This is a genomic window from Shinella curvata, from assembly GCF_022899935.1.
Lineage (GTDB): Bacteria > Pseudomonadota > Alphaproteobacteria > Rhizobiales > Rhizobiaceae > Shinella > Shinella curvata.
The window spans coordinates 1-20,861 of sequence record NZ_JALJCJ010000016.1 but is presented as its reverse complement, the minus strand read 5'-3'; the positions used below and the strand labels follow the sequence as shown (position 1 = coordinate 20,861).

The 20,861-nt window shown below is 62.3% G+C and carries 16 protein-coding genes and 1 pseudogene; 14 read left to right on the top strand and 3 right to left on the bottom strand.

The window, feature by feature from the left end; genetic code table 11:
• Nucleotides 1-439: 439 nt before the first annotated feature.
• Entirely contained in the window at nucleotides 440-1,354 is a 915-nt protein-coding gene (locus tag MUU55_RS28895; RefSeq protein WP_244764231.1) for a response regulator transcription factor, read from the bottom strand.
• Nucleotides 1,347-4,727, bottom strand: coding sequence for a hybrid sensor histidine kinase/response regulator (locus MUU55_RS28890; RefSeq protein WP_244764230.1), 3,381 nt, complete (start codon nucleotides 4,725-4,727; stop codon nucleotides 1,347-1,349). Before MUU55_RS28890 ends, MUU55_RS28895 begins: the two co-directional genes overlap by 8 nt.
• 226 nt (nucleotides 4,728-4,953) lie before the next feature.
• Between MUU55_RS28890 and urtA the strand changes: the two genes are divergently transcribed.
• The 12 genes from urtA to MUU55_RS28830 all read left to right on the top strand — a co-directional run bounded on the left by urtA (nucleotide 4,954) and on the right by MUU55_RS28830 (nucleotide 17,260).
• On the top strand, nucleotides 4,954-6,246 hold the full coding sequence (urtA, locus tag MUU55_RS28885; protein WP_244764229.1) for an urea ABC transporter substrate-binding protein: 1,293 nt from the start codon (nucleotides 4,954-4,956) through the stop codon (nucleotides 6,244-6,246).
• A 113-nt stretch (nucleotides 6,247-6,359) separates the two neighbouring features.
• The gene (gene urtB, locus MUU55_RS28880) at nucleotides 6,360-7,991 is read left to right on the top strand and encodes an urea ABC transporter permease subunit UrtB (protein ID WP_244764228.1); all 1,632 of its coding nucleotides are present in this window, start codon (nucleotides 6,360-6,362) and stop codon (nucleotides 7,989-7,991) included.
• Nucleotides 7,988-9,148 carry an urea ABC transporter permease subunit UrtC gene (gene urtC / locus MUU55_RS28875; RefSeq protein WP_244764227.1) on the top strand — a complete coding sequence of 387 codons (1,161 nt, stop codon included), beginning with the start codon at nucleotides 7,988-7,990 and terminating at the stop codon, nucleotides 9,146-9,148. The genes urtB and urtC overlap by 4 nt, the downstream gene beginning before the upstream one ends.
• A 5-nt stretch (nucleotides 9,149-9,153) precedes the next feature.
• Nucleotides 9,154-9,918: an urea ABC transporter ATP-binding protein UrtD gene (gene urtD / locus MUU55_RS28870; protein ID WP_244764226.1), complete on the top strand. Its 765-nt coding sequence runs from the start codon at nucleotides 9,154-9,156 to the stop codon at nucleotides 9,916-9,918.
• 4 nt (nucleotides 9,919-9,922) lie between these two features.
• Nucleotides 9,923-10,618 carry an urea ABC transporter ATP-binding subunit UrtE gene (gene urtE / locus MUU55_RS28865; protein ID WP_244764225.1) on the top strand — a complete coding sequence of 232 codons (696 nt, stop codon included), beginning with the start codon at nucleotides 9,923-9,925 and terminating at the stop codon, nucleotides 10,616-10,618.
• 435 nt (nucleotides 10,619-11,053) lie between these two features.
• Nucleotides 11,054-11,815 carry an amino acid ABC transporter ATP-binding protein gene (locus MUU55_RS28860; RefSeq protein ID WP_244764232.1) on the top strand — a complete coding sequence of 254 codons (762 nt, stop codon included), beginning with the start codon at nucleotides 11,054-11,056 and terminating at the stop codon, nucleotides 11,813-11,815.
• Nucleotides 11,812-12,456 carry an amino acid ABC transporter permease gene (locus MUU55_RS28855; RefSeq protein ID WP_244764224.1) on the top strand — a complete coding sequence of 215 codons (645 nt, stop codon included), beginning with the start codon at nucleotides 11,812-11,814 and terminating at the stop codon, nucleotides 12,454-12,456. Before MUU55_RS28860 ends, MUU55_RS28855 begins: the two co-directional genes overlap by 4 nt.
• Nucleotides 12,456-13,118: an amino acid ABC transporter permease gene (locus MUU55_RS28850; RefSeq protein WP_244764223.1), complete on the top strand. Its 663-nt coding sequence runs from the start codon at nucleotides 12,456-12,458 to the stop codon at nucleotides 13,116-13,118. The genes MUU55_RS28855 and MUU55_RS28850 overlap by 1 nt, the downstream gene beginning before the upstream one ends.
• A 23-nt stretch (nucleotides 13,119-13,141) precedes the next feature.
• Nucleotides 13,142-13,981 (top strand): substrate-binding periplasmic protein, encoded by an 840-nt coding sequence (locus MUU55_RS28845; RefSeq protein ID WP_244764222.1) that lies wholly within the window; start codon nucleotides 13,142-13,144, stop codon nucleotides 13,979-13,981.
• Between the two features lie 66 nt (nucleotides 13,982-14,047).
• Nucleotides 14,048-14,782, top strand: coding sequence for an aspartate/glutamate racemase family protein (locus tag MUU55_RS28840; protein WP_244764221.1), 735 nt, complete (start codon nucleotides 14,048-14,050; stop codon nucleotides 14,780-14,782).
• A 33-nt stretch (nucleotides 14,783-14,815) separates the two neighbouring features.
• Nucleotides 14,816-15,952: an aldo/keto reductase gene (locus MUU55_RS28835; RefSeq protein ID WP_244764220.1), complete on the top strand. Its 1,137-nt coding sequence runs from the start codon at nucleotides 14,816-14,818 to the stop codon at nucleotides 15,950-15,952.
• A gap of 24 nt (nucleotides 15,953-15,976) precedes the next feature.
• Nucleotides 15,977-17,260, top strand: a complete 1,284-nt coding sequence (locus tag MUU55_RS28830) for an NAD(P)/FAD-dependent oxidoreductase (protein WP_244764219.1) — start codon at nucleotides 15,977-15,979, stop codon at nucleotides 17,258-17,260.
• 18 nt (nucleotides 17,261-17,278) lie between these two features.
• Here MUU55_RS28830 and MUU55_RS28825 read toward each other — a convergent pair whose 3' ends face one another.
• The gene (locus MUU55_RS28825; protein ID WP_244764218.1) at nucleotides 17,279-18,205 is read right to left on the bottom strand and encodes a LysR substrate-binding domain-containing protein; all 927 of its coding nucleotides are present in this window, start codon (nucleotides 18,203-18,205) and stop codon (nucleotides 17,279-17,281) included.
• Nucleotides 18,206-18,299: 94 nt separating this feature from the next.
• On the opposite strand from MUU55_RS28825, the gene MUU55_RS28820 reads away from it, so the two are divergent.
• Nucleotides 18,300-20,741 (top strand): GcvT family protein, encoded by a 2,442-nt coding sequence (locus tag MUU55_RS28820; protein WP_244764217.1) that lies wholly within the window; start codon nucleotides 18,300-18,302, stop codon nucleotides 20,739-20,741.
• 22 nt (nucleotides 20,742-20,763) lie between these two features.
• A pseudogene (locus MUU55_RS28815) lies at nucleotides 20,764-20,861 on the top strand (electron transfer flavoprotein subunit beta/FixA family protein); the annotation flags it as partial.

The following is a 20,861-nucleotide window of genomic DNA, read 5'->3' as shown; positions in this document are numbered from 1 at the left end:
TTAAAAAGCTTAAACTAAGCGCGCCAGCACACAAACAGCCCGCCGGAAATACAACCCAAAACCCTCAAGCCGCGCCGTCAGCTTCGTGTGCCGCAGCGCCACGCAAGCCCCAACACCCTCGCAAGCATGCACTTGCCGACCGCAACCCTCTCCATACCGCCGCCCTCCAGCGACAAGCGACAATGCAACATCTCCGACAAAATCAAGTTGGAGGGGAGCAGCACCGGCATGTCGCCCCCTCCACGTCGACCCACGCAAGATCACGCCCGGCCGACCGAGTGGCGCGATCCAGACTTCTTCGGCGCTGGCATGCGGGCGGAATCGGCCAATGACGGACTGGTAACGATCTCGCCGGACACGGGGGCCGGCGAGATACCCGGTCCCATCCGCAAGAAATTCGTTAAGCCTCTGGCCCCGGTCTGATCATTGTGCACTTCCGCTAACCTTCGTGCAGCACATGGGCGGCCTTCACCGCTGCCGAGGCGCGGTTTTCGACGCCCAGTTTCACGTAGATCTGTTCGAGGTGTTTTGTGACGGTGCGGGCGCTGAGGCCGAGGATTTCTCCGATATCGCGGTTCGATTTGCCCTTTGCGATCCACAGCAGAACCTCGGATTCGCGATGGGTCAGCGAGAAATGCTGGCGCAGGACTTCGTCGTCGGATTGGTGATTTTCGACCGTGAGGCGGAAGAGATATTCGTCCGTGCCGATGGTGCCGAGGAGGGAAAGCTGCAGACTGGCCTGACCCGCCTGGCGGATGGTGAAGGGGTTTTCGCGTGCCGTGTCGCGCGTCCTCATCCACGTGCGGATATGGGTGGAAACGGCGTCCAATCCGTCATCGTTTCCCATCGCGGCATTCACGAGGCGGGTTGCCTGCGGCGTCGACCAGCGGATGTTACCCGCGCCGCCGACGGCAAGCAGATGACGGCCCGCCGCATCCAGCGCCACGCGGGCGCTCTGCGCGGAGCGGGCGTTGGTGAGATGCACACGAATGCGGGCGCGCAACTCGTCGATGTTGATTGGCTTGGTGAGATAGTCGACCCCGCCGGCCTCCAGTGCGCGCACGACATGTTCCGTCTCGGTGAGGCCGGTCATGAACACGACGGGCACGGGGCTGATCGCCGGGTTCGCCTTGAGCTTCAGGCAGGTCTCGAAGCCATCCAGGCCGGGCATGACGGCATCAAGCAGGATGATATCGGGCGTGATGCGGTCGACGATGTTGAGCGCGGAGGTACCCGATGTGGCGATCAGTACGGAAAAACCGGTCTGCTCGAGAGCTTCGGTCAGGAAGCCGAGGGCTTCGGGGGAATCGTCGACGATGAGCACAATATCGCGCGGGTTGGCTGTCTCACTCAAGGGCAGCGCCTTCCTTTCGGTCGATGGTTTTCAAGAAAGCATCATATCCGGCAAGGTCGAAGACCTGCAAATAGGCCCGCACAGCATCGGTGAAGGGCTGGTGTTCGGGCATGCGGGCGATCTCGGCAAGCTTGGCCTCGATGCCGCGTACATAGCCGATCTCGCCGAGGCGGATCAGTTCCTGGACGTGGTTTTCCGCGGGTATGGCGATGTTGGTCTTCTCCGGCGCCTCGGACGTTACCGTATCGTAATAGGTCCATTCGAGGCGCATCTGCAGGGCGAGTTTGTCGGTCAATTGGCGCAGATCGAACGGTTTTGCCAATGTGTCGTTGTGACCGGTCAGGGGCGACGCCACCGTGCCATCGCCGATATTGGCCGAAAGCATGATGATCGGGCTCGATTGGCCGCGTGCGCGCAGGCGTGCGACCAGTTCCCAGCCGTTCATGTCGGGCATGGAGATGTCGATGAGGAACAAATCCGGACTGATGCCTTCGACGAGCGCCAGGCAATCGGCGCCGCCTCTTGCCGTGAGCACGGTGAAATCGAGCGGGCGCAGCACCTCTTCCATGAGATTGCGATGATCGACGTTGTCATCGACGACAAGCACGACGCGCCGGCGACCGGAATAGCCCTTGATGCGCCGCATGGCGTCCTTCGGGAGCGCCGGTCTCTCGACGGCCGATAGCATGAGGCGCACGCGGAATTCGGCGCCCTTGCCGCGCTCGCTTTTCACGGAGATTTCCCCGCCGAGCGTCTGGGTGAGCAGGCGCGTGATGGTCAGGCCGAGGCCGAGGCCGGGCATCCGGCCATGTTCTGCATCGCCGCGCTGGAAGGGTTCGAAGATCCGCGGTAGATCCTTCTCGAGAATACCGCGACCGCTGTCGGTCACGGTGAAAGTGGCGACCTGGCTGCGATAGGCGACATCGAGGCGAATTTTGCCTTGATCGGTGAATTTCAGGGCATTGGAGATGAGGTTGACCAGGATCTGGCGCAGGCGCTTTTCGTCTGTGCGCACATAGGCTGGCAGGTTGGCCGGGCGGGTGTGTTCGAAAGCCACGCCCTTGGCCTGCGCCTGCGGGCGGAACATTTCGACGATCTGGTCGAGGAAATCGTGGATGTGGATCTCGTTCGAATAGACCTGCAGCTTACCGGCCTCGATCTTGGAAATGTCCAGCAAACCATCGATGAGGCCGGAAAGGTGATCGGCGCTGCGCTTGATGACGCGGATCGCGCCCTGCCGCTGCGGCGGAATGCTCTCGTCGCGCTCCAGCACCTGGGCATAGCCGAGCACGGCATTGAGCGGCGTGCGCAGCTCGTGGCTGAGGCCGACGACATAGCGGCTCTTGGCGCGATTGGCGGCTTCGGCGGTTTCCTTGGCCTGCTGGAGGGCGGCGTCCGTTTTCTTGTGCGCGGCGATTTCCTTGAGCAGCAGCGTGGTCTGACGAGAGGATTCCTCTTCCGCCACGACACGGCTGTCATGCGCCAGCACGTAGAACCAGCAGACGACGCCCGCCACCACGGCGAAGACGAAGAAGACTACGGCGATGGTGCGCTCCACAACCGAGGCTGTCTCGGGTGAATGGGTGCCGACCTGATGGGCGATCATCGCAAGGATAATGCCCATGCCGGTGATCGACAGCACGGTGGCGATGCCGTAGCGGCCGAGACGCGTGGAAAGCGCGGATGTAACGGGTTCGGGCAAGATGGTTTTCGCAACACCCGCTACCTGTGCATTGAAGCGCGCCTTCGGCTTGCACAGATCGTGGCAGCGGCTGTCGAGCGAACAGCAAAGCGAGCAGATTGGCGCGGCATAGGCCGGGCACCAGGCCATGTCCTCCGGCTCGAAAGGATGCTCGCAGATCGAGCAGGTGATGGAATGCTGGAGCGCCCAGCTCTTTCGCGGTTTTCGAGCCAGATAATATTTTCCGCCAGTAGCCCAGGCGATGGCGGGGGAGGCGACGAAGGCGATGATGGCGGCGATATAGGGCGCAAGCGACGCGGGAATGTCACCGAAGGTGCCGAAATGAGCTGTCAGCGCGATAACCGCTGACAGCGTCATGGCCCCGAGGCCGACCGGGTTGATGTCGTAGAGATGGGCGCGCTTGAATTCGATGCCTTCAGGCGAGAGGCCGAGCGGTTTGTTGAGGAAGAGATCGGCGGAGATCGTGCAGAGCCAGGCCATGGCGATGATGGAGAAGACGCCGAGCGTTTCCTCCAGCAGCCGGTAGATGCCGAGTTCCATCAGGAGCAGCGCGATCGCCACGTTGAAGACCAGCCAGATGACGCGGCCGGGGTGGCTGTGGGTGAGGCGCGAAAAGAAGTTCGACCAGGCGAGCGAGCCCGCATAGGCATTCATCACATTGATCTTGAGCTGCGAGACCACGACGAAGGCGACCATCAGCAGCAGGGCCGCCATATCCCAGGGCAGCATGTAGCCGAAGGCGGTGTAATACATCTGCGCCGGGTCGGCCGCACGCGTCGAAGGTACGCCGGATGACAGCGCCAGCACGACGAGGAAGGAGCCTGCGATCAGCTTCGGCGCGCCGACGATGACCCAGCCGGGCCCGGCGAGGAAGACGGCGATGCGGTGATGCAGCTTGCGCTGCCCGTCCGGCGGCAGAAAGCGCAGGAAATCGACCTGCTCGCCGATCTGCGCCATCAGCGCGAAGATGACGGCTGAGGCCGCACCGAATTCCACGAGGTTGAAGGGCGCATAGGTGCCGGGCGGGCCGGAGGCGTGATGCAAGCCGGAATAGGCCAGCCACGTGCCAATTTTCTCCCAGTCGGCAAAGGCGATGAAGACGAAGGGCAGGATGTTGAGCACGATCCAGAACGGCTGGGTGACCAGCTGGAAGCGCGAGATGAGCTGCACGCCGTGCGTCACCAGCGGGATCACCATGACCGCCGAGATGATGTAGCCGATCCAGAGCGGTACGCCGAGTGCCAGTTCCAGCGCGCCGGACATGATCGACGCCTCGATGGCGAAGAGGATGAAGGTGAAGCTGGCATAGATCAGCGAGGTCAGCGTCGAGCCGATATAACCGAAGCTCGCGCCGCGGGTGAGGAGGTCGATATCGACGCCATGGCGGATGGCATAGCGGCTGATCGGCAGGCCGACGAGAAGGATCATCAGGCTTGCGACGATGATCGCCGCGATGGCATTCGTCGTGCCGTAGGACATGGTGATCGCGCCGCCGATGGCTTCGAGCGCGAGGAAGGAAATCGCGCCGATGGCGGTCTGCGAGATGCGATCGGACGAGAAGCGCCGTGCACTCTTCGCGGTGAAGCGCAGCGCATAGTCTTCCAGCGTCTGGTTGGCGACCCAGCGATTGTATTCGCGCCGGATCGGAATGATGCGCTGGCGTGCGGCCATCGTGCCCTGCTGTTCCCATCGCCGTTTGCCGGCTGTCTCCTGTTTCGTAACACAGATGGGCCGGCGCTGAAATTGCTGCGATGCCGCAAAAGCTTCCTGCTTACCCCCGGTATCTACGTAGAATGACGTATGTGCGGCGCAGCATGACAGGCCGATAGTTCCCTCCAGCAACGGCTAAAAAATCAATCCGCCCCGTTGCGGTCAAAAGAACAGAGGGGTTCAGACCATGTCCATCAACGCGCGCGCTACCGGCGCATTGCTTGCAGCCATTCTCTCGACAACGGCCTTCCACGGCGCATTCGCGGCCGACGATACGATCAAGGTCGGCATCCTGCATTCGCTTTCCGGCACCATGGCCATTTCCGAGACGACGCTCAAGGATGCCATGCTGATGCTCATCGAGGAGCAGAACAAGAAGGGCGGTCTTCTCGGCAAGAAGCTCGAAGCCGTCGTCGTCGACCCGGCCTCCGACTGGCCGCTCTTCGCCGAAAAGGCGCGTGAGCTCGTTTCGGTCAACAAGGTCTCGGCGGTCTTCGGCTGCTGGACCTCGGTATCGCGCAAGTCCGTTCTGCCGGTCTTCGAAGAGCTGAATTCGGTTCTCTTCTACCCCGTCCAGTACGAGGGCGAGGAAAGCCAGCGCAATGTGTTCTACACGGGCGCGGCGCCGAACCAGCAAGCAATCCCGGCCGTCGATTATCTCGCCGAGAACGAAGGCGTCGAGCGCTGGGTTCTGGCCGGTACGGACTATGTCTATCCGCGCACGACCAACAAGATCCTCGAGGCCTACCTGATCTCCAAGGGCGTGAAGCCCGAGGACATCATGATCAACTACACGCCGTTCGGCCATTCCGACTGGCAGACCATCGTCTCCGACATCAAGAAGTTCGGCTCGGCCGGCAAGAAGACGGCCGTCGTCTCGACCATCAACGGCGACGCCAACGTGCCCTTCTACAAGGAACTCGGCAACCAGGGCGTCAAGGCCGAGGATATCCCGGTCGTCGCCTTCTCGGTCGGCGAAGAGGAACTTGCCGGCCTCGACACCACGCCGCTGGTCGGTCACCTCGCTGCCTGGAACTATTTCCAGTCCGTCGACAACCCGGCAAACGCCGAGTTCATCAAGACGTGGAAGGCCTTCACCAAGAATGACAAGCGCGTCACCAACGACCCGATGGAAGCCCATTACATCGGCTTCAACATGTGGCTGAAGGCCGTCGAAAAGGCCGGCACCACGGACACGGATGCCGTGCTCGATGCGATGATCGGCGTTTCCGTGCCGAACCTCTCGGGTGGCTATTCCACCATGATGCCGAACCACCACATCACCAAGCCGGTGCTGATCGGTGAAATCCAGGCCGACGGCCAGTTCGAGACTGTTTGGGAAACGCCTGGCCTCGTGGTTGGCGACGAGTGGTCGGATTTCCTGCCGGACTCCAAGGACCTGATTGCCGATTGGCGCAAGCCGCTCGAATGCGGCAACTTCAACGTCGCCACCGGCAAGTGCGGCGGCAAGGGCTCCTGATCGCGCTCGGTCACGGCTGCCGCGTCACTCCTTCGCGGCGGCACGACCTCGCATCCCGGCGCTGGGGCCGCCGGGATGCACCCCTTTCCCGGTCCACTGCCTGAGGATGTGAGATGCACGCGCGGCTCATCCATCGTTTCCTGCAATGCCTGCTCGTCGCCTTCTGCCTTGTCGTGACGCTCTTTGCGACCGATCTCAGGGCGGCTGATGATCTGCGCGCCATGATCAATGCGCTTGGCGGCGGCAGTTTCCAGGAAAGCCAGAAGCAGGTCGAGGCGCTCGCCAAGACCGGAGATCCGAAGATCGTACCGGCGCTTGAGGCGCTTTCCGAAGGCGATCTTTACCAGCGCAAGGCCGATGGCACCGTCTTCATCGTCAAGCCGGCCGGTTCCAATTTCAAACTGACCGATGCCTTGACGGGCGATGCGGCCGGTGAAGAGGCCAAGGCGGCACTCGAAAAGGTCAAGGTGAACAACGGCCTGCGCCGTGTCATCAGGGCCGCGCTTGGCGGGCTGACGCTGATGAGCCCGGATGCCGGCGTTCGCCTGCAGGCCGCGAGCACGATCCTGCGCACACCGTCGGCCGATGCGCTTGAAGGTCTCGACGCCGCGCTGGCCGCGGAGACGGACGGTACCGTCAAGGCCGTACTCGAAAAGGCCCTTGCGGCATCCGTCCTCGTTTCGGACCGGCCCGTGGATGAAAAAAAGGCGGCAATCGCCACGGTCGTGCAGACCGGCGGCCGGGATTCGCTTTCGCTGCTGTCCGGCGCGCTGTTGTCTGCCGATGAAAGCCTGCGTCCGGACATCGAGGTAGGTATCAAAAAGATCGAGGATCAGCTGGCGCTCTGGGCCGCGGGGCAGAACATCTGGTACGGCCTGTCACTTGGCTCCGTCCTTCTGCTCGCGGCCATCGGTCTCGCCATCACCTTCGGCGTGATGGGCATCATCAACATGGCGCATGGCGAAATGGTCATGCTCGGCGCCTACACGACCTTCGTCGTGCAACAGATCATCCGTGACTCCTATCCGGCCCTGTTCGACTGGTCGCTCGCCATAGCCCTTCCGCTCGCCTTCCTCGTTACGGGAGCTGTCGGCCTCGTCATGGAGCGCGGCATTATCCGTTTCCTCTATGGAAGGCCGCTCGAAACGCTGCTCGCCACCTGGGGCGTCTCGCTGATCCTCCAGCAGGCCGTGCGCTCGATCTTCGGCCCAACGAACCAGGAAGTCGGCAATCCCTCGTGGATGTCCGGTGCCTTCGATCTCGGTGGCCTGACGATCACCTGGAACCGCATGTGGATCATCGTCTTCTCGCTCGCCGTCTTCGGCTTCTTGCTCTTCCTTTTGAAGAAGACGCCGATGGGCCTTCAAATGCGTGCCGTCACGCAGAATCGGCGCATGGCGTCGTCGATGGGCATACGTACGCCCTGGGTGGATGCGCTGACCTTCGCGCTCGGCTCGGGCATTGCTGGCATCGCCGGCGTCGCATTGAGCCAGATCGACAACGTCTCGCCGAACCTCGGCCAGGGCTACATCATCGACAGCTTCATGGTCGTGGTGTTCGGCGGCGTCGGCAATCTCTGGGGCACGCTGGTCGGGGCCTTCACGCTCGGCATCCTTAACAAGGTCCTCGAACCCTATGCGGGAGCCGTGCTCGGAAAAATTCTCGTGCTCGTGCTGATCATTCTCTTCATCCAGAAGCGGCCGCGCGGGCTCTTCGCACTCAAGGGCAGGGCGGTGGAAGCATGATCACCTCGTTCATCCTCAAGGCGCTCGATCGCAACATCGTCATTGTCGTCGCCCTCCTGCTTGCGATTGCCGCCCTCGTTCCGGCGCTGAATCTGTTGACGTCGCCGGATCATCCGCTGCACGTGCCGACCTATATCGTCTCGCTGTTCGGCAAGTACTTCACCTATGCGCTGCTGGCGCTGGCGCTCGACCTCGTGTGGGGCTTCTGCGGCATTCTCTCGCTTGGCCATGCCGCCTTCTTCGCGCTCGGCGGCTATGCCATGGGCATGTACCTGATGCGCCAGATCGGCGCGCGCGGTTCCTACGGCAACCCACTCCTGCCGGACTTCATGGTGTTCCTCAACTGGAAGGAGCTGCCCTGGTTCTGGTACGGCTTCGACATGTTCTGGTTTGCCGCGCTGATGGCGGTGCTCGTGCCCGGCCTGCTTGCCTTCGTCTTCGGCTGGTTCGCCTTCCGCTCACGCGTCAACGGTGTCTATCTGTCGATCATCACCCAGGCGATGACCTTCGCTCTGCTGCTCGCCTTCTTCCGCAACGACATGGGTTTCGGCGGCAACAACGGCCTCACCGACTTCAAGGATATCATGGGTTACAGCATCCAGTCGAACGGCACGCGTTCCGCTCTGTTCGCCGCCTCAGCCATCGCGCTCGCGCTTTCGCTGATCATCGCATCCGGCATCGTACGCTCGAAATACGGAAAGATCCTCGTCGGCGTGCGTGATGCCGAAAGCCGCACGCGCTTCCTCGGTTACCGTGTCGAGCACATGAAGCTCTTCGCCTTCACCGTTTCGGCCATGATGGCGGGGGTTGCCGGCGCGCTCTATGTGCCGCAGGTCGGCATCATCAATCCGGGCGAATTCGATCCGGCCAATTCCATCGAGGTCGTCATCTGGACGGCGGTCGGCGGGCGCGGCACGCTGATCGGCCCGATCGTCGGTGCCATCCTCGTCAATGGGGGAAAAAGCATCTTCACCGCAGCATTCCCGGAATTCTGGCTCTTCGCGCTCGGCGGCCTCTTCGTGCTCGTCACGCTCTTCCTGCCCAAGGGCATCGTCGGTACGGCGCGTCATTTCATCGAGCGGCGCAAGGAATATCGCAAGGCGAAGGCGGACGAAGCGGCGCGCGCCTTCGCAGCAGAACCCCAGGCGGCGGAGTAAGGGCCATGAACACGCTTGCAAGCAACGCAAAGCCCACCAGCATCCTGTATCTCGATGGCGTTTCGGTCTCCTTCGATGGCTTCAAGGCGCTGAATTCGCTATCCTTCGTCATCGAACCTGGCGAGCTTCGCGCTATCATCGGCCCGAACGGTGCCGGCAAGACGACGATGATGGACATCATCACCGGCAAGACGCGGCCGGATGCGGGTGAGGTGTTCTTCAAGGGCACGATCGACCTGACGCAAAAGGACGAGGCGGAAATCGCCCAGCTTGGCATCGGCCGGAAATTCCAGAAGCCGACGGTCTTCGAAAGTCACACCGTCTGGGATAATCTGGAGCTGGCGCTCAACCGCAATCGCGGCGTCTTCTCGACGCTGTTCTATCGTCTGACTGCCGACGACAAGGCGCGCATCGAGGAAATCCTCTCGACCGTGCGCCTCGCCAACCGCAGGGACGATTTCGCCGCCAATCTCAGCCATGGCCAGAAGCAATGGCTGGAGATCGGCATGCTGCTCGCGCAGGAGCCTGAGCTGCTTCTGGTCGACGAACCGGTTGCCGGCATGACGGATGCCGAAACGGCGGAAACGGCGATCCTGCTGAAAGAGATCGCCAGGACCCGATCCGTCGTTGTCGTCGAGCACGATATGGGCTTCATCCGTGACCTTGGCGTCAAGGTGACCTGCCTGGCCGAAGGTTCTGTTCTGGCGGAGGGCTCGATCGATTTCGTCAGTGCCGACCAGAGGGTCATCGAGAACTATCTGGGGAGATGAGGTCATGCTGATCGTCGAAAAGGCCAACCTTCATTATGGTGCCGCGCAGGCCTTGCGTGGTATCTCCCTTCACGCGGAGATGGGCAAGATCACCTGCGTTCTCGGCCGCAACGGGGTCGGCAAGTCGAGCCTGCTGCGGGCGATTACCGGCCAACATCCGCTGTCTTCCGGCAGTGTCGTCTTCAACGACGTCAAGCTCGACGGCATGGCGCCCTATGGCCGTGCCAAGCAGGGCATTGGCTATGTGCCGCAGGGGCGGGAGATTTTTCCGCTTCTGACGGTGAAGGAAAACCTCGAATCCGGCTATGCTCCGGTGAGGCGGTCGGATCGATTCATTCCGAACGAGATATTCAGCCTCTTTCCGGTGTTGCAGTCCATGCTTGGCCGGCGCGGAGGCGACCTGTCCGGCGGCCAGCAGCAGCAGCTCGCCATCGGTCGGGCTCTCGTCACACGGCCGAAGATCCTCGTGCTCGATGAGCCGACCGAGGGCATCCAGCCGTCGATCATCAAGGATATCGGCCGCGCCATCCGCTACCTGCGCGACAGCACCGGCATGGCCATTCTGCTCGTCGAGCAATATCTCGATTTCTGCCGTGAACTCGCCGACCACGTCTATATCATGGATCGCGGTGAAATCGTGCATGAGGGTGCTGCCGAAACGCTCGACACCTCCGAGGCGCGCCGGCATTTGACCGTATGACAGGGGCCTAAGGCCCGGTCGGAGCGGTTTTGGGCCCGTAGCGCGCGGCGAAGCACCTTCAAATCCCTTCAAGAGCGAACGCCGGTTGCCATAAGAGGCGGCTGTCACGTCTTTCTCTGCCGGATGGTCATGAGGGGCGTTGAATTTCTTTTGTCCGTCCCTGCGAGGCTCCCATAACTTCAAGTTTGGTGAGCGTGCAATTTTTTCACCCTGCTCAGCGCGGGGCAGAATGATACCATCCTCGCAACAACGACGGGAACACGGCCGGAATCTGGAATTCCGACGCCAATTCATAACCAGGCAGCTCAGGCGATAACCAGCCCGCAGAGGCGGCGCGCGGAGTGCTGATCTATTGGGGGTCACGATGATATGGATGGTGCCATCCTCTATCTGCGGGAAGATGATCGTCTGCATGGCAGGGTGCAGCCCGCGATGATGCCAGCCTCGACAGACGTCCTCATCCGCCTCAAGTCTCTCAGCAAGCATTACGGCAGCCATACGGTTCTCGACGGCATCGATCTCGATGTGCGCTCCGGCGAAGTGCTCGCCATCATCGGGCCGAGCGGCTCCGGCAAGAGCACGCTGCTGCGCTGCATCAACTATCTCGAGCCGCCGGATGGCGGCACCATCACCATCGGTTCCATGACGATCGATGCTGCCCGTCCGGTTGCGCGGGCGGAACTCTCCGGTTTGCGCCGGCGGGTCGGCATGGTCTTTCAGTCCTTCAATCTTTTTCCGCACATGTCGGTCCTGCGCAATGTCAGCCTGGCGCAGGAACGGGTTCTCGGTCGCAGCCGGGCGGAAGCGGACGAGCGCTCCATGCAGCTCCTGAAGCGGGTGGGCCTTGCGGACAAGGCTTCACAGTTTCCGGTCCGGTGTTCCGGCGGCCAGCAACAACGCATCGCCATCGCCCGTTCTCTCGCCCTCGACCCCGAGATCATGCTTTTCGACGAGCCGACCTCGGCGCTCGACCCTGAACTCGGCCTTGAGGTTCTCGCTGTCATGCGGGAGCTGGCCGAAACCGGCATGACGATGATCGTCGTCACCCACGAGATGGGATTTGCCGAGAACGTTTCCGATACGGTGATGATCATGGCCGATGGACATATCGTCGAGAAGGGGCCGTCCAAGGACGTCATGCGCAATCCGCAGCAGGAGCGGACGAAGCGTTTCCTTCGTGCGGTACACGACCGATGAGCGCCGCGGACCTTCTGCCGCTCCTGCGCGGTCTGACCTGGACGGTCGCACTGACGGCTGGTGCCTTCCTCATCGGCGCCGTGCTCGGTGTTCCGCTGCTTGCGGCACGCCAGAGCCGTCTCTGGCCGCTCCGTTTCCTTGCCATGACCGCTATCCAGATCGTGCGTGCCATCCCGCCGATCCTCTGGCTCTTCATCATCTTCTTCGGTCTTGGCATGGGCGTCATGCCGATCAGCCCCTTCAACGCGGCGCTGATGGGCCTCGGGCTGATCGCGGCTGCGAACATGGCGGAAATCTACCGCGGCGCGGTCGCCTCCATCCATTTCGGTCAGTGGGAGGCTTCGGCGGCGCTCGATCTGGGTCGCTGGTCGATCCTGCGTGACATCGTTGCGCCACAGGCCTTCCGTGTCGCGCTGCCGTCGGCGGCAAGCTATCTCATCGGCCTGATGAAGGAAACCGCGGTCGCCTCCACCATCGGCGTGGCGGAACTTGCCTACCAGGGCAACCAGCTCTCCCAACTGACATTCCGCGGTCTCGAAGTCTTCGCACTGGTCGGCCTGTTCTACGTGCTCCTGAGCCTGCCGATCGCCTGGCTCTCGCGCGTCGCCGATGGTCATCTCAGGGCAAAGGTGGCACGCTGATGTTCCCGACCCAAGACGAAATTTCCACCTGGCTGCCGGAGCTTCTGGGAGGCCTCTCCATAAGCCTCCAGGTGACGGCTCTCAGCCTGCTGATCGGCATTCCTTTCGGCCTCGTCCTGGCGCTGGGCGTTCTCGCCAAGAGCCGCTCACTCAAAGGCATCAGCCTCTTTCTCGTCGAGGTCGGCCGCGGCGCGCCGGCGCTGGTGCTTCTGCAGTTCATCTATTTCGGCCTGCCGACGACCGGACTGACGCTCGGCTCATTCTCCGCCGCGATCATCGCCCTTGCCTGGAACACCGGCGCCTATACCAGCGAGATCATCCGCGCCAGCCTGCAATCTGTAGCGCATGGCCAGCGGGAGGCGGCGGAAGCCCTGGGCCTCAACCGGTTCGACGAGTTGCGCTATGTGCTTCTGCCACAGGGCCTTCGGGTGGCGCTTCCGGCACTGCTCGGTTTCTCCATCCTCATTTTCCAGGGCACGTCGCTCTGCTTCACCATCGCGCTCCCGGAGCTGGTGAGCCGGGCCTACGAGATCGGTTCGACCACCTTCCGCTACTTCCCCGCGCTTCTTGCCGCGGGCGTGCTCTACGCCGCCATTTCCATTCCCGCCGCGCTTCTCGTCAATCATGTCGAAAAGCGTGCCGGTCTCTACGCGCAACGTTGAAACCAAGCTGAAAGGATACCTGCATGCCGAAAACCACAACCACCACGCAGTTCCTCCTTGCCGGCATTGCCGGTCTGGCCTTCTCGGCCGAGGTCGCATCCGCCCAGGAGTGCACGCCGAAGCACCAGTTCACCACGGTCGAGGCCGGCACGCTGACCGTGGCGGTGACCACCTATGTTCCCCATTCCTTCGTCGATGACGGCGGCAATATGAAGGGCATCGACGGCGATATCGCTGCCGAATTCGCCAAGCGTGAATGCTTGAAGGTCAAGGCTGTCGCGGTCGATCCGGCGGCGGCGATCCAGTATGTCCTGTCCGGTCAGGCCGACATCACCACCGGCGACTGGTACCGCACGGCCGAGCGCGCGAAGGTGATGAGCCTTTCCGCGCCGATCTACACCGACCAGATGGGCATCTATTCGAAGGAAGGCTTCAAGAACGTTTCCGACCTCGAAGGCAAGCAGGTCGGTACGGTGCAGGGCTATCTCTGGGTTGCCGATCTCAAGGCGATGCTCGGTGGCTCGCTGAAACTCTATCCGAACTCGGTCAACATGCAGCAGGACCTGTCATCGGGCCGCATCGACGTCGCGGTCGATGGGTATTCGACCGGTGTCGTTGCCGCCCAGAAGGGCGCGCTCGGGGATGTCAAGGTGAACGTCGCTGCTCCCGACGAGCGCGTGAAGGCGACCAAGGAAGCCGCGCAGGCAGCGTTTCCCTATTCGCTGAACGCCAAGGAATTCGGTGTCGCGCTCGATGCCGCGATTGCCGAAATGCATGCGGACGGCACGATCGTCACCATCCTCAAGTCCTATGGCCTGGATGGCACCGCGGCCGACACGGGCGCACCGCGCCTCGTCGAGTAATGAACCAACAGACGGGAGAGGGAACTCTCCCGTACTCCCCTGACATGGAAATCGGAGACATCAACGATGACTGTCTATACGGTCACGCGGAAGACGCAGTCGTGGTACGGTGAGCAGATCGGCATCCTGATCCTCGATGCCGCTTACCCTTGTGTTCCTGGCAATGTCGGCAATGCGACGACCTATGATTACCCCGTGCGCTTCCAGGAGGTGCGGGGCGCCTCGATCGACCGCCTGCTCAACCAGCGCGATCCCGCCCTGAAGGAAGTCTTCATCGAGGCTGCCGTTGAACTGCAGAACAGGGGCGTCAAGGCAATCACCGGCGCTTGTGGCTTCATGGCCTATTTTCAGGAAGAAGTCGCTGCGGCGGTCGAGGTTCCGGTTTTCCTTTCCAGCCTGATGCAGATTCCCTTCATGCATGCGCTATGCGGCGGCAGGGTCGGTGTCATAACCGCCAACGCCTCGCGGTTGACCCCGCGCCACTTTGCCGCTTGCAACATCGCCGACAACGTTCCTCTGGCTGTTGCCGGCATGGAAGGGCAGACGGAGTTTCGCGAGGCCATTCTCGAGGAGCGCGGGACGCTGGATTCCGCCGCGATCGAGCGGGAAGTAACGGAGGTGGCGCGGCGTCTTGTGGAAGACAATCCCGATGTCCGCTCCATCCTGCTTGAGTGCAGCGATCTGCCGCCCTATGCCCATGCCGTGCAGGCGGTGACCGGTCGGCCGGTCTTCGACTTCATCACCATGATCAACTACGTGCAGCAAAGCACCGCGCGCCGTCCCTATATCGGCGTCATGTAGCGCTGGCGCTTCTAGCAGAATGCGGGACTGACGATGTCGCTCGATCATTACTACCTTCTCGGCCGCTCCGGATTGCGGGTAAGCCGCCTTGCACTCGGCACCATGACCTTCGGCAATGCAGGTATCCGCGGCATTGGCGGCTCGTGGGGCAGTGACGAGGCGACAGCCCGCCTGATCTTCAATCGCTATGTCGAAGCGGGTGGCAACTTCATCGACACCGCGGATTCCTATGCGGGGGGCATGAGCGAGAGCCTCGTCGGCCGTTTCGTTGCCGATGCCGGGCTGCGTGACCAGGTGGTCATCGCGACGAAGTTCTCCAACAACATTTCGCCCGGAAATCCCAATGCGGGCGGCAATGGGCGCAAGAACATCCTGCGCGCGGTCGAAGCCTCGCTGCGGCGGTTGAAGACGGATTACATCGACCTTTATCTCCTGCACACCTGGGACCGTATGACCCCGGTGGAGGAGGTGATGCGCACGCTCGACGATCTCGTGCGCGCGGGCAAGATCCGCTATGGAGGCCTGTCCGACGTGCCCGGCTGGTATGCCGCGCGGGCGCAGACCTGGGCGGAAGCCCATGCGTTGGCCACACCGATCAGCCTTCAGCTTCCCTATTCGCTGGTCGAACGCAGCATCGAGCACGAATTCGTGCCGCTTGCCGAAACGCTCGGGCTTGGCATCACCGCCTGGAGCCCGCTTGCCATGGGGCTGCTTTCCGGCAAGTATCGCTCCGGCGCGCAGGCGGGTCGACTTACGCTCGATACGTCCGGCACCGGGCTCGGCCTGTTCAACGAACGCAATACCCGCATCGTCGCCAGCCTTGAGGAAACGGCGGCGAAGGTTGGGCGCAGCATGGCGCAGGTGGCGCTCAACTGGGTCGTCAATCGCCCGGGTGTAGCCGCTGCGATCGTTGGTGCAAGCAGGCTCGATCAACTCGATGACAATCTGGCGTCACTCGATTTCGAACTGGCCCCCGACCATCGCGCCGCGCTCGATGCGGCCAGTGCTATCGAGGCACCCTATCCCTACAGCCTGTTTGCTGATGATTATCAGGCTGGCATCCTGAACACAGGCAGCTCCGTTGGCGAGAAGCCGAAGACATATCGTTCCGACATTTTCCTACCGAAGGTGGCAGACTATGTCTTCGGTCAGCCGAAAAATCAGAAATAACAGGGGCCTGGAAGGACCGAGACCATGCTGAACGACCCGCGCTCCCATGGGCTTTGGGAAAAGACGGCGCCGCCCGCTCCGGCAACGCAGCCTCTGGTGGGCGATCGGCGGGCAGATGTTGTGATTGTCGGTGGCGGGTTCACCGGAATTTCGGCGGCTCTCCATCTGGCCGAGGCGGGCCGCCACGCGGTCGTGCTCGAAGGGGCGGAAATCGGTTTTGGCGGCGCCGGCCGCAATGTCGGGCTGATCAATGCCGGCATGTGGGTGATGCCGGACGATCTGCCCGGCGTGCTCGGCGACACACACGGCGAACGCCTGCTCGATATGCTGGGCAATGCGCCGCAGCTGGTCATGGAGCTCATCGAGAAACACGGCATCGCCTGCGAGCTGGAGCGCAAGGGCACATTGCACTGTGCGGTAGGTACCGCAGGTTTGCAGGAAATCACGGAACGGGCGAGCCAGTGGCAGCGGCGCGGTGCGCCCGTCGCGCTTCTCGATGCGGCGGAGACGGCACGTCGTGTCGGAACCCGGGCTTATGCCGGATCGCTGCTCGACATGCGGGCAGGCACTTTGCAGCCGCTCTCCTATGTGCGTGGCCTGGCAAAGGCCGCGATTGCCGCCGGCGCTATCATCCACACCGGTTCGCGCGTTGTCGCCTGCGAACGCACCGGTGATGGATGGACGGTGCGCACCGACCGTGGTTCGGTCACCGCCCGATGGGTGATCGTCTCGACGGATGCCTACAGCACGGGCCCTTGGAGCAATGTTCGGCGCGAGCAGGTGCATCTGCCCTATTTCAACCTGGCAACGCGGCCGCTGTCCCCGGATCTTCTGTCGTCAATCCTGCCGGGACGCGAGGGCGTCTGGGACACGAAGGAGATTTTGTCGTCCTTCCGCATGGACCAGGCTGGCAGGCTGATTTTCGGCAGTGTCGGCGCGCTGCGCAATATGGGTCGGGCCATCCATGTCGCCTGGGCGAAACGCGCGCTGAAAAGGCTCTTCCCGCAGCTTGGTCCCGTCGAATTCGAATGTGAGTGGTTCGGCAAGATCGGCATGACGGACAATGCCCTGCCGCGCTTCCATCGCTTCGGCGAAAAGGTGGTCGGCTTTTCCGGTTACAATGGTCGCGGCATCGCGCCGGGCACCGTGTTCGGGCGCACGCTGGCGCAATTGGTCCTTGGCGAGAAGAGCGAAGAGGAACTGCCCCTGCCACTTACCGATCCGAAAGAACCGGCCCTGCGTCCGCTGAAAGAGCTCTACTACGAAGCGGGCGCGCAGGCGGCCCATCTCGTCGGCGAACGATTTTAGCCGGCGGCATCATATCCCCTAGGATTGCGGAGCACTCGCATCGGCGTCCTGCTCGATCAGCCAGTCGCGGAACAGTTCCGCTCCGCGTTTCGGCGGGCGCTGTGCCGGCATGATGATGTGAACCGCGTGCCCCGACCGATAGGCTTCCTGCAGGGGGACGACCAGCCGTCCCGCCTGTATATGGTCATGGACGAGGTGCTTCCAGCCAAGGGCGATGCCCTGACCAAGCACCGCCGCCTCGATGGAGCCGAGCGCATCGGTGAAAACGAAATCCTGCTTCAGCCGCGCAACAGGAACCGTGTGGCGCTCCAGCCATTCGCGCCAGCCCAGACGGGTGCGGTGCCTTTCCTCGAAATTGAGCAGTGTATGACGGAGGAGATCCGCCGGCTCATGGATTGGGCCGTGTTCCCGCAGATAGTCCGGGCTGCACACCGGCAGCACTTCTTCCGTCACAAAACGCCAGGAGTGGATGCCCGGCCACTTGCCGTTGCCGAGGCGCGCGGAAAGATCGATATCCTCCTCCACCAGGTCCTGATCGTCGCGGCTGCTTTCCTCGATGCGCAAGGATACGTCCGGGTGCTTGGCCTTGAAGTCCTTCAGTCGCGGTAGAAGCCACAGCTGAACGAAGGACGCGGAGAAAGAAACGCGTACCACATCGTTGGAGTGTTTCTGCTGCAATGACGAGATCACCATGTGCAGGTGATCGAAGGCTTCCTGTGTCTCCTTGTAGAGCCGCTGCCCCTCTGCCGTCAGTTCCAGCCGCGTATGTTCTCGCCGAAAGAGCTTTAGTCCCGTCGCCTCTTCCAGAAGGCGGATCGTCTTGCTGACGGCCGGCTGGCTGACATTCAGCTCTTGTGCGGCCGCCGTGAAACTGCGCCTTCGGGCGGCGGCTTCGAAGCAGAAAAGGTAGTTGGCGGACGGAACGAGGGAGCGGAGTCTGTGCATAATCTGAGGTTATGCCCCTCGACAATTTTTAGCAAGATTACAGGCCGAAAGGGCGTTTGTAGGTTGGTGAAAACCAATTCGAGGGAACTTCTTCATGCAAACTCATGCTCGCGCCGTCGTTATCGGCGGTGGTTGTGTCGGCGCCGCCATTCTCTACGGTCTCACCAAGCGCGGCTGGACGGATGTCGCGCTTTTGGAGCGCACGCAGCTCACCGCCGGTTCGACCTGGCACGCTGCCGGCCTCATCCCCTCCTACGCGCGCAGCATCAATATCGGCCGGATGATTGCCAAGACCATCGAGATCTATGAGGGGCTCGAGGCGGAGACCGGTCAGCACGTCGGATGGCACAAATGCGGTCAGCTGCGCATCGCCAACACGCGTGATCGCCTGGACGAATACAAGAGCTACATGAGCGTCGCCGCCGTGCAGGGCATCCGCGCCGAGCTGGTCACGCCGCAGGAAGCACGCGAACTCTGGCCGCTGCTGGAAAACAACAAGGACATGCTGGCGGCACTCTACCATCCCGATGATGGCCATATCGCGCCAGCCGACGTCACCCAAGCCATGGCCAAGGGTGCGCGCGACCGCGGCGCCAAGATTTACCTCAACACCGAGGTCAAGGGTTTTGAGCGTTTGCCCGGTGGAGAGTGGAAGATCACCACCAACAATGGCGAGATCATCTGCGAACACATTATCTCGGCGACCGGCAACTATGCCCGCCAGACCGGCGCGATGCTGGGTCTCGAAATCCCGGCTATTCCGATCCTGCACCAATACTGGATCACCGATGCCGTGCCGGAGATCGTGGAGCGCAAGCGCCAGGGCCTGCCGGAGATGCCGATCCTGCGCGACGAAGGTTTCGAGGGCTATCTGCGTGAAGAGGGCGACGGCCTGATGTTCGGTCCCTATGAAAAGACCGAGCACCTGAAGCTTTTTGCGGAAAACGGCGTGCCGGAATGGTTCGGCGCCGATCTCGTGGAGGAAGATTTCGACGCAGTGGCTTGGAACTGGGAGGCCGCCATGGAAATGGTGCCTGCACTCGGCCGCGTCGGCATCAAGGCGAATGTGCGCGGCCCCTTCCAGATGACGGCGGACGAGCTGCCGCTCGTCGGTCCGGCCTGGGGTCTGGAGAATGTCTGGATCGCCGAGGGTGTTCCGGGCGGCATCCTGTGGGGCGGCGCGATCGGCTACTATCTCTCCGAGCGCATCGTCGAGGGTGCCAACAGTCTCGACACGTCAGAGCTCGATCCGCGCCGCTTCGGCACCTATGCCAACAAGGAATGGACGCGCCACAAGGTCAAGGAGAGCTGGGGCACCCATGCCGAATTGCATTATCCCGGCCAGGACATGCCGGCCGCGCGTCCGCAGAAGACTGCCCCCTCCTACGATATCCTGTCGCAGCGCGGCGCCGTCTGGGGCGTGCTGAACGGTTGGGAAGTGCCGAACTGGTTTGCGCCTGAAGGTGTGGAAGCCAAGGACCAGTATAGCTGGCGCTGGACGCAGAAGGGCCACTACGTGGCCGAAGAGGTGCGGGCGGTGCGCGAGGCGGTCGGTCTCGTCGAAATGACGCCTATGACGAAGTTCGAGGTCTCCGGCCCCGGTGCCGAAGCCTGGCTCGATACCCTTCTCGCCAATCGCCTGCCGAAAGCGGGCCGCGTCAACCTTAGCCATCATCTGACGAAGAATGGCGGCGTGCAGGCTGAATATGTCGTGGCGCGTCTTGAAGACGGCAGCTTCTACCTGATCTCGACGCCGCGCGCCGAGCGCTGGAATTTCGACGACCTGTCGAAGCTTGTGCCGAGGGACGGCAGCGTGCAGCTGCGCAACGTCACCAACGAACGCGGTTGTTTCACGGTCGTCGGTCCCAGGGCGCGCGACGTGTTGCAGGGCCTGACCGAGATGGACCTTTCCAACGAGGCGTTCCCGTGGTTCGGCGTCAAGTCCGGCACGGTCGGCCTTGCGACCGACGTGCGGATGCTGCGCGTCAACTATGAGGGTGAACTCGGCTGGGAACTCTACCATCCTCTGCCCTACCAGCGGCAGCTCCTCCAGGCGATCCTTGCGGCGGGCGAGCCACACGGCCTGCGCCTCATCGGCTACCACGCGCTGGAATCGCTTCGCCTCGAAAAGTCCTACCGCGCCATGTATCGTGACATGAACCCGGAACTGACGGCGTGGGAAAGCAGCCTCGACCGCTTCATCCGGCTCGACAAGGGCGACTTCATCGGCAAGGCGGCGCTCGTGCGCCAGCAGCAGGAAGGGGTGACGCAACGCTCTGTAACGATCGCCATCGACACGGACGGTGCGAGCTCGCTCATCCATGAGGGCGTCTATCATGAGGGCAAGCTTGTCGGGCGCATCACGTCCGGAAGCTATGCCTATACGGTCGGCCACGACATCGCCTTTGCGCTGCTGCCTGTCGCGCTCGGCGTGCCTGGAACGGAGCTGGAAGTGCCGATCCTCGGCGAACGCCGCAAGGCGCGGGTGATTGCGGAATCGCCCTACGATCCCGACGCCCTGCGCGGTCGCATGTAACGAATTGGTGAGGAAGGAAGCCATGAAGATCTTGGTCCCAGTGAAGCGTGTCGTCGACTACAACGTAAAGATCCGCGTGAAGTCGGATGGTTCGGGTGTCGAACTTGCGAATGTGAAGAT